Origin of the sequence: Rathayibacter sp. AY1B6 (assembly GCF_002932755.1) — a bacterium.
In the GTDB taxonomy this organism is placed as follows: domain Bacteria; phylum Actinomycetota; class Actinomycetes; order Actinomycetales; family Microbacteriaceae; genus Rathayibacter.
Genome location: NZ_PSWL01000001.1, coordinates 84,056 through 97,106, shown reverse-complemented (window position 1 = coordinate 97,106; position 13,051 = coordinate 84,056). Strand labels below are relative to the sequence as shown.

The window sequence follows — 13,051 nt, the reverse complement described above, 5'->3', positions numbered from 1 at the left end:
ATCAGCTCTTCGAGCGCAGGCGCATCAGCGCGACCCGGGCGCCCAGCCCGGCGCGCACCGCCGCGCGGATCGGCGCCTGGTACCAGGCCCCGTACTTCTGCGCGAGGTAGAGGTAGGCGCTGCGGTGGTGGACCGCGAGCATCCGCGCCGAGGCCAGGCGGGTGGAGTGCCCGCCGAGGTGCGAGACGACCGCGTCGGCGAGGTAGACGTTGGTCCACCCGCGCTGCCCGAGCGAGTCGCCCAGCTGGACGTCCTCGAAGTACATGAAGTAGCGGTCGTCGAAGCCGCCGATCTCCTCGAAGGCCGTGCGGCGCACCATCACGCAGGCGCCGGAGAGCCAGCCCGCCTCCATCCGGCCGTGGCGCAGGGTCTCGACCGCGCGCGAGCGCCGGTAGGTCGCCGACCACGGGTTGCCGGGCCAGACGTGGGCGAAGACGGCGTGCCCGACGCCCGTGCCGAGCGAGGGCAGAGCGCGGGCGGAGGGGTAGATCGTGCCGTCGGAATCGAGGATGCGGGGACCGATCGAGCCGATCCGGTCGTCCGCCGACGCGGCGGCGTAGAGGGCGTCGATCGAGCCGGGGAGGAAGACCGTGTCCGGGTTGGTCACCAGGATCCACTCGACCTCGGGCCCGAGGCGGTCGACCGCGTAGTTGACGGCCCGGCCGTAGCCGAGATTCTGCCCGGTCTCGTGGAACTCGACCTGCGGCAGTCGCTCGACGACGCTGCGGACGGAGTCGTCCGTGGTCAGGTTGTCGACCACCACGATGCGCACGTCGTGCTCCGTCGCCTCCGGCACCGACTCGAGGCACGCGCGGAGGACCTCACCCGAGAAGTGGGTGACGACGACGACCGCGATGGGCAACGTCGAGCGGGCGATGAGAGCCTCCGGGTGGTGCGGCGTCGACGGGAGGAGTGCCCCGTCGGAAGAACTCGACGAGGCTAGCACGCGGCTCGAGCGGTGCCCGGGAGCCGGGGGCCCTCAGCGGACGATGTCGACGGGCTCGGTGCTGACGGCCACGGCGGCGGGGGAGACCGTCTCGATCGCGGGCAGCGCGTCGTGCGCCGGACGGCGGAAGACGACGAACTTGTACATGCAGAAGTTCCACACCAGTCCCACGAGGACGGCGACGGCCTTCGCGATGTTGATCGCGAGGAAGGCGTTCTCGCCGGAGCTGGGGAGGAAGAGCAGCGAGTTGCCGAAGCGGGTGTCGAAGAAGACCTCGAAGCCGTAGATGATCGCCGACTGCAGGACCAGCGAGCTGAACCCGGTGACGAGGAAGAACTTCGCGAACGTGGCGACCGAGACCCTGCCCGGGTGGCGGAAGACGAAGAAGTGGTTCAGCGCGTACGAGATCGTGATGCCGACCAGGACGGAGAAGACGTTGGCGAGGAGGGTCGGCAGACCGAGCAGGAGCACGAGCGTGTTGAGGATGAGGAAGTCGATCGCCGTGTTGGTGCATCCCGCGATGAGGAATCGGACCTTCTGCGATTCGAGGAGTCTCTTCATCTGCGGTGCTCTTTCCCGTCCCCCTCTGGCGTCGATGCCCGACCGTCGGGCTCCGACGGGCGTCCATCGGGGCAGGCGAACAAGGGGTGAACCGCCGTGCACTGTCGACCATCGTAACCGCGGACCCCCGCCGGGCGGTCGAACGGCCGGTGCCATGTTCCTGAGAGAGTGCGCGGACGGTGCGGCGGCGGGCGGCGGGCGGCGGGCCGCGGGGCGCGCTCGGAGGCTCGCGAGCACCGCCTCGTTATACTCGCAGGGCTCTCACCGGTCAGCCGGTGCACCGGAAGAACGGATCCCCCCGCCTCATGCGCACCCTCGCCGTCGTCGTCCCCACCTACAACGAAGTCGCGAACATCGCGACGGCGCTGCCGCGGGTCGCGCTCGCGGCGTCCCGCAACCCCGACTTCCACGTGACCGTCGCCGTCATCGACGACAGCTCCCCCGACGGCACCGCCGACCGCGCGCGCGAGCTCGCGGCCGAGCTCGGATCCGACACCTTCGAGGTCCTCGTGCTCTCGCGCGAGAAGAAGGAGGGGCTCGGCGCGGCGTACATCTGGGCCTTCCAGCACCTCCTCGCGGCCGAGCGCCGCTACGACTACCTGCTGCAGATGGACGCCGACCTCTCCCACGACCCGGACTACATCGACGCCTTCCTGCGGGAGGTGCGCGGCGGCGCCGACTTCGTGGTCGCCTCCCGCTACATCGCCGGCGGGGGCACTCCCGACTGGACGCTCGACCGCAAGCTGCTGAGCGGCGGCGGCAACCTCTACACGCGCCTCTTCCTCGGCTCGAAGATCACAGACTGGACCGGCGGCTTCAACCTCTTCAGCGCGGACCTCCTGCGCACCCTCCACCTCGAGACGATCCGCGCAGCCGGCTACGGCTTCCAGATCGTGCTCAAGTACCGGGCGCTGCGCCGGGCCCGCGGAGTGAAGGAGATCCCGATCGTCTTCCTCGACCGCACGGTCGGCAACTCCAAGATCCCGAGCGACACCCTCCTGAAGAACCTCCTGCTCGTCCTGGCCATCCGGTTCGGCGGGAAGCACCGGTGACGGCGGGTCCGACGGGATCCCCTCGGACCCGGAGGGCCCTCCTCGAGCTCGCCGCCCTCGCCGTCGTCGTCAGCGGGACCCTGCTCGTGCTCGGCTTCATGGTCGGCACGCCGTGGCGGCCGCTGCTCTTCCGCGACGGCGACTCGCTGGCGCTGCCGCTGATCCTGCAGTCCTTCGCCGAGGGCCGCCCCGCGGCCTGGGTGATGACGAGCCAGCTCTTCCTCTTCCCCGAGCTCCCCGTCTTCGGGGTCGCGTGGCTGCTGACCGGCGGCGATCCCGCGGCGGCGCTCGCGGTCAACGCCGTGCTCAACGTCGTCCTCCTCTACGGAGTGCTCCGGATGCTCGCGCGCCGACTCGTCGCGGCCCGGCACCGCCGGCTGCGGCCCGCCGCCGCGCTCGCCGGCATCGCCGTGCTGCTGGCGCTCTGCCTGACGGAGGGCCGCGCGCTGAACAACGAGGGGGCCCTGGCGACCACCTTCCTCCTGACGACCTACTACTACGGCGCGGTGCTCACGGGCCTCGCCGGGCTCGCCGTCGCCCTGGGCGCGCTGCGCGAGCGCCGTCCGGCCGCGCGCCCGCTGCTCCTGGTCGGAGCGGCCGTCGCCGCGACGACCCTCTCCGATCCGCTCCTCCTGGTGCAGTTCGTCGGCCCCCTGCTGGTGGTCCTCGTCGTGCTGCTGATGCTCGCTCTGGCTGCTCCCCGAGCGGTGCTGGTCGTCGCGGGCACGGTCCTCGGGGCCGCGGCGCTCGGAGCCGCACTGCGGATCCCGCTCGGCTTCCTGATCGGGACCGACGCCGGCGGGTACCTCCGGCTGCCGCTCGCCGGGACGGCCCTGGACGACCTCATCGTGCAGTTCCTCGTGCTGAAGGCGCCGCTGATCGGCAAGCTCGAGGTGGCGCTGCTGGGTCTGCTGCTGCTGGCCGCCCTGGCCGTCGTCGTGGCCGGTGCCGCCCGCGTCGCGCGGGGGGCCGCCCTCGACGAGGCGGCCCGTGCGCGCTTCGCGGTGTGCGCGTTCCTGCCGGCGCAGACGGCGGTGCTCCTGGTGGTGCAGGTCTTCACCGGCAGCTCGGTCAGCCGCTACCTGATGCCGATCCCGGTGACCGCGACCGTGGTCGTGATCGCGCTGATCGGCGCCGCGGCGGCGCACCGGCGGAACGCGGGCACACGACTGGCGCCGGTCGTCCGCGTCGTGGCCCCGCTGGCCGCCGCAGGCCTCGTCGTCGCCGCCGTGCCGGCCACGGCGGCGGTCGCCTCGGCGGCGGCCGGCGCGCGATCGGACCCGGACGCCGGCTGCCTGGAGCGCTGGATCGACGGCCACGAGCTCGCGGGCGTCGGCTCGTTCTGGTCGACGCGGCCCCTGGACCTCTACGGGCCGGCCTCGCTGCACGTCCAGCAGGTCAACTTCGACTTCACGGTGCAGCTCTGGATGAACAACCTGAGCGACTACCGCGACCGGCAGTACAGCTTCGTCCTGGCCGACCGCTCGCCCGACTGGGCGGGGCTCGCGCGCGGGACGCTCGGCGATCCCTCCGATATCGTCGCCTGCGGGGGGTTCGACATCTACGACTACGCGGGCACCGACGGCGAGACCGAGCTGAACAGGATCGTCCAGAGCAGCGTGGAGGAGCAGCGCCGTGAGCGCGGCTACTGACACGCGCGGCCCGCGGACGGCGAGCCGGCGGCGCCGGACGCTCGTCGAGCTCGGGTGGGCCCTCGGCGCCGCCCTCGTCTCGGTCGTCGCCGCCGTGCTCGCGCTCGGGATCGGGCCGCAGGACCTGACGGCCCGCTGGACCGTGGGCGGGGACGACCAGATCCTGCACTACACGCTCTTCACCAGCGCCACGCAGGCGTTCCCGTTCGACGGCAACGCGGCGCTCGGCTTCCCCGACGGCTTCAACGCGTTCTTCAGCGCGCAGTTCGACGTCGCCTCCGCCCTCGCCGTCTCGGTCCTGGCCCTCCTGGTGCGCGACGGGACGACGCTCCTGAACGTCTTCTACCTGGGCACGTTCGCGACGGTCGCCGTGACCGGCTACGTGTTCTTCCGCGCCCTGCGCACGCGGCCCTGGGTCGCGGCGTTCTCCGCGGTCCTGCTGTCGCTGCTGCCCTACCACTTCCTCCGGATCGGCTTCGGCCACGCGTTCCTCGCCAACTACTGGGCGATCCCGCTCGTGGGCGTGATGGTGCTGATGGTCGCCGGACCGCGCACCGATCCTCTCCGCGCCTGGGCCGAGCGGGGCGCGACGCGGAGGAGCCGGGTGCTGCGCTCCGTCGTCCCGGGAGTCGTGCTCGGGCTCCTGGTGGCGAGCACGGGCGGCTACTACTACGTCTTCGCGGTCCTGGTCCTCGGAGCGACCTGGGCGGTGAGCACGGCCGCCGGGCTGCTCTCCCGCGAGCGGCTGCGCGTGCTCGCGGTCTCGTCGGTGCCGTTCGTCGCGCTCGGCGTGTTCGTCGGGCTCTCGCTGCTGCTGCTCTCGCTCGACTTCGGGGAGCGCTACAGCCCGTACTTCACGTCGCGGACCGTGGGGGAGTCGGAGGCCTACGCCGGCAAGCTCGTGCTGCTGGGCCTGCCCTGGTCGGGGACCGGGCTGCCGCAGGGGTACGGCCTGCTGAACACCTACGCGGGCCAGTCCGGCGTGGCGCCGACGACGGAGCCGCCCGGGTTCTCGATCCTCGCCAGCGTCGCGCTCCTGATCACGCTCGTGGCGCTTCCGATCACCGCGCTCGGCGGCGGGCGGGCGCTGCGTGCGACCGCGGTCGGCCGCTTCTTCTCGGACGCCCGCGTGCGCGTCCTCGCCGTGGCGACGCTGGCCGCGCTCCTCTTCTACACGGTGACGGGCCTGGGCGTCGTGGTCTCGCTGGTGGCGGGGCCGACGATCCGGGCATGGGCGCGGATGTCGATCGTCATCGCGGTCCTCGTCCTCGGCGTGCTCGCGCTCCTGCTCGACCGGATCACGGCCCGCGGCGGCATCCGGATCCTCGTGGCGGCGCTGCTCGCTGCGATCGCGGTGGTCGATCAGCTGGCCGGGGTATCGGCCGCGGTCCCGATCGCGCCGACCGAGGACTCCGAGATGCGCTCGTTCGTGTCGGAGGCCGACGCGCAGCTGGACGACGGCTGCGGAGTGGTGGAGCTCCCCCTGAAGAGCTTCCCCGACAGCGGGCGGATCGGAGCGCTCTCCGACTACGACGAGGCGCTGCCGTACCTCGCGACGGAGGAGGGACGCCTGCGCTGGAGCTACGGGGCGGTGGAGGGCACCTACGGCTGGGACGTCTGGGGCGACGTCGACGACCCGGCCGCATTCGCCAGCGCTGTGGCGGGCAGCGGCGCCTGCGCCGTCTACGTGGACACCGCCGGCTACACCGACGACCCCGACGGCTGGCGGGCCTACGTCGAGGCGGCGACCGGGGACGTCGAGCCCGAGGTCGCGTCCGGCTCGGGGCGCTGGCTGCTGTTCACGACCCAGCGCTGATCAGCGGTCGTCGAAGGCCAGCTCGAGCAGGCGCCGCGCGGTGCGGTCCCACCCCGGGATCGGCTCCGGTGCGAGTCGCCGAGGGCTGCGCAGCGCCGCTCCGATCGCGGTCGTCCACCCGGTGCGGTCCGCCGGGTCGATGAAGACGGCGGTGGACTCCCGTCCGGCGAGCGCGTCGCGGAGGCCGGGGATGTCGGCCGCCAGCACCGGGGTGCCGCAGGCGACGGCCTCGAGGGCGGGGAGGCCGAAGCCCTCGTGCCAGGAGGGCATCGCGACGGCGTCGGCGCCCGTGAGCAGGGCCGGCAGATCCTCGTCGGCGACGTAGGAGGAGGCGAAGCGCACGTCGGCTCCGGCCGCGACCGCGCGCGCGACAGCGGAGTGGACGTCCCCGTTGTCCCAGCCGTCCCCGCCGACCAGGAGCAGGGTGTGACCCTCCGGCCGCTCGGCCTGCCGGTAGGCGTCCACCAGGGTGACGAGGTTCTTGCGGCGCTCGATCGATCCGACGAAGAGCAGATAGGACCCGAGGCCGTGCTCCGCCCGGACCCGCGCCACCTCCTCCTCGCCGCGGGCGTGGAAGAGGTCGGCGTCGATCGTGGTCGGCAGCACGCGGACGCGCGCGGGAGCGACGCCCAGAGCGCTCTCGACCTCCGCCGCGGAGGACGGGGTGCCGGTCAGGACCAGATCGCTGCGCCGGATCCACCGGGGCACCGACCGCGACAGCAGCTCCCGGCGCTCGCGCGGAACGAGCTCGGGCATCACGGCGAAGCAGACGTCGTGCACGAAGGTGAGCGAGCGGGAGCGGGCGAGCGGCCAGCTCCGGAAGTTCGGGAAGAAGTAGGCGCCGCGGCCGAGCAGGAGGTCGATCCCCGGCGCGGGCAGCCGGGTCAGAGCGCTCCACAGCGGCCGGGGCAGCGGCACCGGCCGGACGCGCAGGGTCCGGAAGCCGAAGCGCTCGAGCGAGCCCGCTTCGCTCGCCGGCACGACGAGGAGCACCTCGACCTCCGCGGCGGTCGCGTCGGTGTCCAGGGCGTGCAGCAGGCCGAGCAGGACGCGGCCGACTCCGGTCAGGCGCGGCGCCGCGAGGGCGGTCGCGTCGACCAGGAGGCGGCGGCGCCGCGCGGTCACGGCCTGCTGAGGCGGACGGTGGAGTCGATGTCGACGACGCCGTCGTGCACGGAGGCCCGCTCGACCGTGAAGGTCGCGGCGACCGGGATCCGCATGGTCTCGCCCTGCGAGAAGGTGGCAGAGGAGGCGTGCACGGCGTAGTTGCCGGCGCCGAGGTGCAGGTCGGGGAGGGTGAACGTGACCGTCATCTCTCCATCGACCGCGCTCAGCGGCGTGCCGATGCGCTCGGTGTTGGTCCCGAAGACCCGCTGGCCGAGGGGAGTGTCGATGCCCATCCCGATGTTCCAGTCGTCGACCGGGCGGCTGGTGCGCACCGTGACGTCGAACTCGAGGGTCTCACCGCTGCGGACGACCGTGCCGCCGTGCTCGATGGACCCGCCGCGCAGGCGGCAGCCCAGGATCTCGATCAGCTGGGGGGCGGGCTCGTCCGCGGCCTCGGCGGCCTCGGCCTCGCGCTCCTGGCGGGCGGCCCGACGGTCCTCGAAGCTCTCGCGGAGGACCTGGAGCCCCTCGGAGGTCTCGCCGTCGAAGACCACGGTGCCCTTCTCGAGGACGATGGTGCGGTCGCAGAGCTCGCCGACCTGCTCGAGCGAGTGGGTGACCAGGACGATGGTCTTGCCCGCGCGCTGGAAGGCGCGGATGCGGTCCATGCACTTGCGCTGGAACGGCTCGTCGCCGACGGCGAGGACCTCGTCGACCAGCAGCAGGTCGGGATCGGTGTGGATCGCGATCGCGAAGGCGAGCCGCACGTACATGCCCGACGAGTAGAACTTGACCTGGGTGTCGATGAACTCGGCGATCTCGGAGAAGTCGACGATCGAGTCGAACTTGCTGTCCAGCTCGCTGCGCGAGAGTCCGAGGATCGCGCCGTTGAGGTAGACGTTCTCGCGCCCGGTGAGGTCGGGGTGGAAGCCCGCTCCGAGCTCGAGGAGCGCGGCGAGGCGTCCGCGGCGCTCCACGGTGCCGGTCGTCGGCTGCACGATGCCGCCGATGAGCTTGAGGAGCGTGCTCTTGCCCGAGCCGTTCGCGCCGATGAGGCCGACGGTCGAGCCCAGGGGGATCTCGAGGTCGACGTCGCGGAGCGCCCAGAACTCGTCGCGGTGCTTGCGCCCGCGGCCGAAGTTCACGATCCGCTCCTTGAACGACTTGTCCTTGCGGATGACGAAGCGCTTGGAGGCGTTGCGCACCCGGACGACGGTCGGGGTGCCGGAGGAGGCGGGCACGGACTCCTGCTTGCTGGTGAGGGTCACGATCAGATCTCCTGGGCGAAGTTGCCCTCGAGGCGGCGGAAGATCCGGTGGCCGATCCACACGAACACCAGCCCGACGACGAGGACGATGAGAAGGCGCAGCTCCATGTCCGGCGGCCACACCTGGGGGGCGATCTCGGTGCCGTCGATGATGCTGACGCGCGAGCCGTCGCCCCAGATCGCACGCTGGAAGGCCAGGATCGCGTTCGAGATCGGGTTGATCAGGTAGAGCTGCTCGGCCCAGCCGTGGCCGGCACCCGTGGAGGCGGCGACGACGAAGTTCCACGCGTAGACGATGGGGGAGAGCCAGAAGAAGATCTGCAGCCCCACCTCGACCAGGAACTGGACGTCGCGCAGGTAGACGTTGAGGGCCGACAGAGCCAGTGCCAGCGCGAGGCCGTACACGAGCACGATCGCCAGCGCGGGCACGATGTAGAGGAGCTGGACCCCGAAGATCAGCGAGCCCGTGAGGACGGCTCCCGCGATCAGGACGACGAACTGGACCCCGAAGTTGAACAGGGCCGAGCCGATGGCGGCCACCGGGAAGATCTCCCGCGGCAGGTACACCTTCTTGATCAGTCCGCCGTTGCCGAGGATCGACGTGGTGCCCGCGGTCACGATCTCGCTGAACAGGCCCCAGAGGGTGAGCCCCGAGAAGACGAAGATCGCGAAGTTCGGGACGCCGCGCGAGGCCCCGAGGATCTGGCCGATCGCCACGTAGTAGATGAGGAGCATGATCAGCGGCCGGACGAGGCTCCAGACGAATCCCAGGCTGCTGTCCTTGTAGCGAGACTTCAGCTCACGCCCGACGAGCAGGCGGAGCAGCTCGCGGTGCCGCAGGATCTCGGCGAGGGAGGCGACGAAGCCGCCCGAGCCGCCGCCGACGGCCGACGTGGTGCCGGCGATCTGGAACGGCTCGTCGGCGATCGCGCGCGCGCGATCCACAGCTTTGCTGGGCATGGAACTCCAAGCTCTCGGCCTCCGCCGGGCGACGGACCGCATCATTATACGTGCGGCCCACCCCGGAGCCCCCTGGCTGGCGTGCCGGTGCGCGGCGCATGGCGGGTAGTCTTGCTCCCGCTCGCCGACTGAACGACACGAACGAGGTGTTCGCCATGCCCACGCAGCCATCCGACGTCCCCCTGGACCCGGCGCCGCAGAGCGCTGGGGACCCCGCCCCCGTCCTCGGCGGCACCGGCGAGGACGCTCCTCCCGCTCCCGACCCGAGCCTCGAGTCGGCCGTCGGCGACGCCGCTCCCAGCACCGTCCCGACGGCGCCCGCGCGCACGTCCGGTGCCCCCGTCGAGCCCCGTCCCGCCGAGCCCGAGTCCCCGGACGAGGAGCTCGCCCGTCTGCGCGCGCAGGTCGACTCCCTCCTCAACGACCCCTTCGACGAGTGGGTCGAGCGGATCCAGGTGGGCGGAGTGACCGCCTCCGGCTTCGAGCGCACCCTCTCCTGGCGGGTGACGAAGCCGCTCCGCCTGGTGCGCACCTTCCAGATCCGCGTCGAGCAGCTCGGGCTGTCGGGCGCCGTCGGCCACAGCGCGCGCTTCGTGAAGCGCCGCCTGTCCGGTCGGGCGCGATGAGCGACCGGTCGCAGGTCTCCGCCGCCGGTGCGGCCACCGCGCGCGCCCACCGCACGGAGGCGATGCTGCAGCGGCTGGAGCAGGTCGGCGCGCTCCTCTTCGACGAGAAGCGGCGCGCCTCGCTGCGCACCCGCGGGCCCGGCCCGTACCTCGACGAGGTGGCCCGCGAGATCCGCGCGCGCCAGGACGACGAGCTGACCTGGGTCGCGCTGGTGTCGTTCACGGCCGCGTACCCGACGAGCGAGCTGTTCGACTGGTTCCGCCGCGCCCTCGAGCTCGCGCCCGAGGAGGCGGCGCTGCGCATCTTCCTCGAGGCGGGCTCCCGCACCGCGACCGGGTTCGCCGATCTGGACGCCCGCGTCGAGGTCGTCGCCGGGGCCGTCCTGATCGACGTCGACTTCCCCGCCCGGCACGGGCACAACACCGGAGTCCAGCGGGTCGTGCGCCAGACCGTGTCCCGCTGGGACGCCGAGCACGAGATCGTCCCGGTCGCCTGGGTCCACGGCTCGATGTCCTTCCGACGGCTGAGCGCGATCGAGCACGAGCGCGTCGTCGACTGGTCCTCCGCCGGGCGGCGCGACTGGGAGCACGGCGATCCGGAGCGCATCGAGTTCGTCGTGCCCTACCGCAGCGTCGTCGTCATCCCCTCGGTCCCCGACTACAACCAGTGCGGGCCGCTCTCGGCCCTCGCCGAGTACTCCGGCAACGAGGTGGTCGTCCTCGGCCACGACGCCATCCCCGTCGTCAGCGCCGACACGGTGCCGCCGGAGGAGACGGTGCGGTTCGTCAACTTCCTCTCCGTGGTCAAGCACGCCGAGCGCGTCGCCACGGTGAGCGCCGCGGCCGCGCTGGAGTTCGAGGGCTTCGTGCGCGCGCTCCCCGCTCAGGGCCTCACCGGCCCGACCGTCGTCCCGGTCCCGCTGCCCGTGGAGCTCCCGGACGGCCTGCGCTCCGAGGGCCGGGGCGCGTCCGGGCTGCCGCTCGTGCTCTGCGTCGGCAGCCAGGAGCCGCGCAAGAACCACCTCGCGGTGCTGCACGCCGCCGAGGTCCTCTGGCGCGAGGGCCTGCGGTTCCGCGTCCGCTTCATCGGCGGAGCCAACCCCTGGGCGCACCAGGTCTTCGATCCCCGCGTGCGCGAGCTGGTCGCCGCCGGGCGCCCGGTCGAGGTACTCCGCGGAGCCGACGACGATGTCCTGATCGCGAGCTACCGGGAGGCGCTGTTCCTGGCGTTCCCGTCGCTGCACGAGGGGTACGGCCTGCCGGTCGCCGAGGCGCTGTCGATCGGGCTCCCCGTGCTGACCTCGCGCTACGGCAGCACGGCCCAGATCGCCGAGCACGGCGGATGCGTCCTGATCGACCCGGAGTCCGACGAGGAGATCACCGACGGGATGCGCAGACTGCTGACATCGCCGGAGCTCGTCGACGAGCTCCGGCTCGAGGCGGCCGAGCGGCCCGAGCGCACCTGGGACGACTACGCCCGGGAGCTGTGGGCCGCCCTGATCGGCCCCTCGGCCCTCATCGAGCACGAGGAGGCGCCCCGTGCGCTCTAAGCAGTACCTGGTCGACCGTCTCGCCACCCTGGTGCGCACCCTCGCCCCCTCCGTGGAGCCGCTGGGCAGCGTCGACGCCCTCACGGGCCAGCTGAGCGTTCTGCTGCCCGCCCCCACCGACCGCGAGGTCTGGCTGGTGCTCGCCGTCCTCCGCGGCACGCTCCCGCGCCGGGAGGACGTCGTCGACGGTCGCCGCCGGGCCCGGCTGGACGGCACCGCCGGCCTGCTCACCCACGCCGCGTCCACCATCGCCTCGAACCGGGTCTTCGCCCGCTTCCACCACCCCGAGGTCGAGGTGGTCGTCGGCGCGGTCGTGGTCGACGTGCACCACACCGCGCGCACGGGACTGGCCACGGGCATCCAGCGCGTGGTGCGCCAGAGCCTCGTCCGCTGGACGCGCGACCACGAGATCCTGCTCGCCGGCTGGGACTCCACCCACGAGTCGCTCGTCATGCTCACCCCGGAGCAGAGCCGGAACGCCGTCTCGGGCGCCGTGCCCGACGCCGCGGAGGACCGCTCCCGTGTGATCGTGCCGTGGGAGGGCACCTACCTCCTGCCCGAGCTCGCCGTGGAGGACGAGCGGACGTCGCGCGTCTCCGCCCTCGCCGAGTTCAGCGGCAACCGCACGGGCACCATCGGCTTCGACTGCGTGCCGGTCACCACCGCCGAGACGGCGAGCACCGGCATCAGCGCCGCCTTCTCGCGCACTCTCGTCGCCGTGTCGCACATGGACCGCATCGCGACCATCTCCGAGGCGGCCGCGACCGAGTACTCCGGCTGGCGCCACATGCTCGGCAGCGTCGGGATGCAGGGGCCGGACATCCGCCCGATCCTGCTGCCCTCGCAGCCGGAGAGCGTCTCGGACGAGGAGCTGGCCACCGCCGCGCGCTCGCTGGTGACCGGCGACCTCCCGCTCGTCGTCTGCGTCGGCAGCCACGAGCCGCGGAAGAACCACCTGGCGGTGCTCCAGGCGGCTGAGCTGCTCTGGCGCCGGGGCGTGCGCTTCAGCCTGGTCTTCATCGGCGGCAACGCCTGGAGCAGCGCCGAGTTCGAGTACCGCCTCGAGGTCCTGGAGGGCCAGGGCCGTCCGGTCCGCTCGCTCTCCAAGATCACCGATGCGCTGCTCTGGAGCGCCTACCGCCTGGCCCGGTGCACGGTGTTCCCCTCGATCAACGAGGGCTACGGTCTCCCGATCGTGGAGTCGATCTCGGTCGGCACGCCGGTCGTGACCTCCGGGTTCGGCAGCATGCACGAGGTCTCCGCCTCGGGCGGCGCGCTGTTCGTGGATCCGCACGACGACCACGACATCGCCGCGGCCCTCGAGCGGCTGCTGACCGACGACGAGCTGCACGCGCGGCTCTCGGCGGAGGCGCTCGCGATCGACGGCGGCACGTGGGACGAGTACGCCGCGCGCGTCTGGTCGTACCTCGTCGAGGGCGAGGGCGTCGACGAGCGTGCCCGGGCCGAGCGGTCGGACGCGACCGCCTAGGCGTCCTCGGCCGCCCGCACGGAGA

11 protein-coding genes are annotated in these 13,051 nt (G+C 72.4%); 6 read left to right on the top strand and 5 right to left on the bottom strand.

What is annotated here, in order from left to right; all coding sequences use genetic code 11:
- Position 1: 1 nt before the first annotated feature.
- Both C5D08_RS00445 and C5D08_RS00440 read right to left on the bottom strand, forming a co-directional pair.
- Entirely contained in the window at positions 2-862 is an 861-nt protein-coding gene (locus C5D08_RS00445) for a glycosyltransferase family 2 protein (RefSeq protein ID WP_258065035.1), read from the bottom strand.
- A gap of 117 nt (positions 863-979) precedes the next feature.
- Positions 980-1,507, bottom strand: a complete 528-nt coding sequence (locus C5D08_RS00440) for a GtrA family protein (RefSeq protein WP_104275327.1) — start codon at positions 1,505-1,507, stop codon at positions 980-982.
- Positions 1,508-1,812: 305 nt separating this feature from the next.
- Here C5D08_RS00440 and C5D08_RS00435 point away from each other — a divergent pair, with 305 nt between their 5' ends.
- From C5D08_RS00435 to C5D08_RS00425, 3 genes are read left to right on the top strand one after another with little or no spacing between them, the layout of a single operon-like run.
- Positions 1,813-2,559 carry a polyprenol monophosphomannose synthase gene (locus C5D08_RS00435; RefSeq protein ID WP_104275326.1) on the top strand — a complete coding sequence of 249 codons (747 nt, stop codon included), beginning with the start codon at positions 1,813-1,815 and terminating at the stop codon, positions 2,557-2,559.
- Positions 2,556-4,211: a hypothetical protein gene (locus tag C5D08_RS00430; protein WP_104275325.1), complete on the top strand. Its 1,656-nt coding sequence runs from the start codon at positions 2,556-2,558 to the stop codon at positions 4,209-4,211. The genes C5D08_RS00435 and C5D08_RS00430 overlap by 4 nt, the downstream gene beginning before the upstream one ends.
- Entirely contained in the window at positions 4,195-6,027 is a 1,833-nt protein-coding gene (locus tag C5D08_RS00425) for a hypothetical protein (RefSeq protein WP_104275324.1), read from the top strand. The genes C5D08_RS00430 and C5D08_RS00425 overlap by 17 nt, the downstream gene beginning before the upstream one ends.
- Here C5D08_RS00425 and C5D08_RS00420 read toward each other — a convergent pair whose 3' ends face one another.
- The 3 genes from C5D08_RS00420 to C5D08_RS00410 are packed head-to-tail and all read right to left on the bottom strand — an operon-like array spanning position 6,028 to position 9,361.
- Positions 6,028-7,152 carry a glycosyltransferase family 1 protein gene (locus tag C5D08_RS00420; protein ID WP_104275323.1) on the bottom strand — a complete coding sequence of 375 codons (1,125 nt, stop codon included), beginning with the start codon at positions 7,150-7,152 and terminating at the stop codon, positions 6,028-6,030. It lies immediately after the preceding gene.
- Positions 7,149-8,402: an ABC transporter ATP-binding protein gene (locus C5D08_RS00415; RefSeq protein WP_244229465.1), complete on the bottom strand. Its 1,254-nt coding sequence runs from the start codon at positions 8,400-8,402 to the stop codon at positions 7,149-7,151. The genes C5D08_RS00420 and C5D08_RS00415 overlap by 4 nt, the downstream gene beginning before the upstream one ends.
- 2 nt (positions 8,403-8,404) lie before the next feature.
- Positions 8,405-9,361 (bottom strand): ABC transporter permease, encoded by a 957-nt coding sequence (locus C5D08_RS00410; RefSeq protein WP_104275322.1) that lies wholly within the window; start codon positions 9,359-9,361, stop codon positions 8,405-8,407.
- 155 nt (positions 9,362-9,516) lie between these two features.
- On the opposite strand from C5D08_RS00410, the gene C5D08_RS00405 reads away from it, so the two are divergent.
- From C5D08_RS00405 to C5D08_RS00395, 3 genes are read left to right on the top strand one after another with little or no spacing between them, the layout of a single operon-like run.
- Positions 9,517-9,987, top strand: a complete 471-nt coding sequence (locus tag C5D08_RS00405) for a hypothetical protein (protein ID WP_104281392.1) — start codon at positions 9,517-9,519, stop codon at positions 9,985-9,987.
- Positions 9,984-11,537, top strand: coding sequence for a glycosyltransferase (locus tag C5D08_RS00400; RefSeq protein WP_104275320.1), 1,554 nt, complete (start codon positions 9,984-9,986; stop codon positions 11,535-11,537). The genes C5D08_RS00405 and C5D08_RS00400 overlap by 4 nt, the downstream gene beginning before the upstream one ends.
- Positions 11,527-13,026 carry a glycosyltransferase family 1 protein gene (locus C5D08_RS00395; protein ID WP_104275319.1) on the top strand — a complete coding sequence of 500 codons (1,500 nt, stop codon included), beginning with the start codon at positions 11,527-11,529 and terminating at the stop codon, positions 13,024-13,026. Before C5D08_RS00400 ends, C5D08_RS00395 begins: the two co-directional genes overlap by 11 nt.
- The last annotated feature ends 25 nt before the right edge of the window (positions 13,027-13,051 follow it).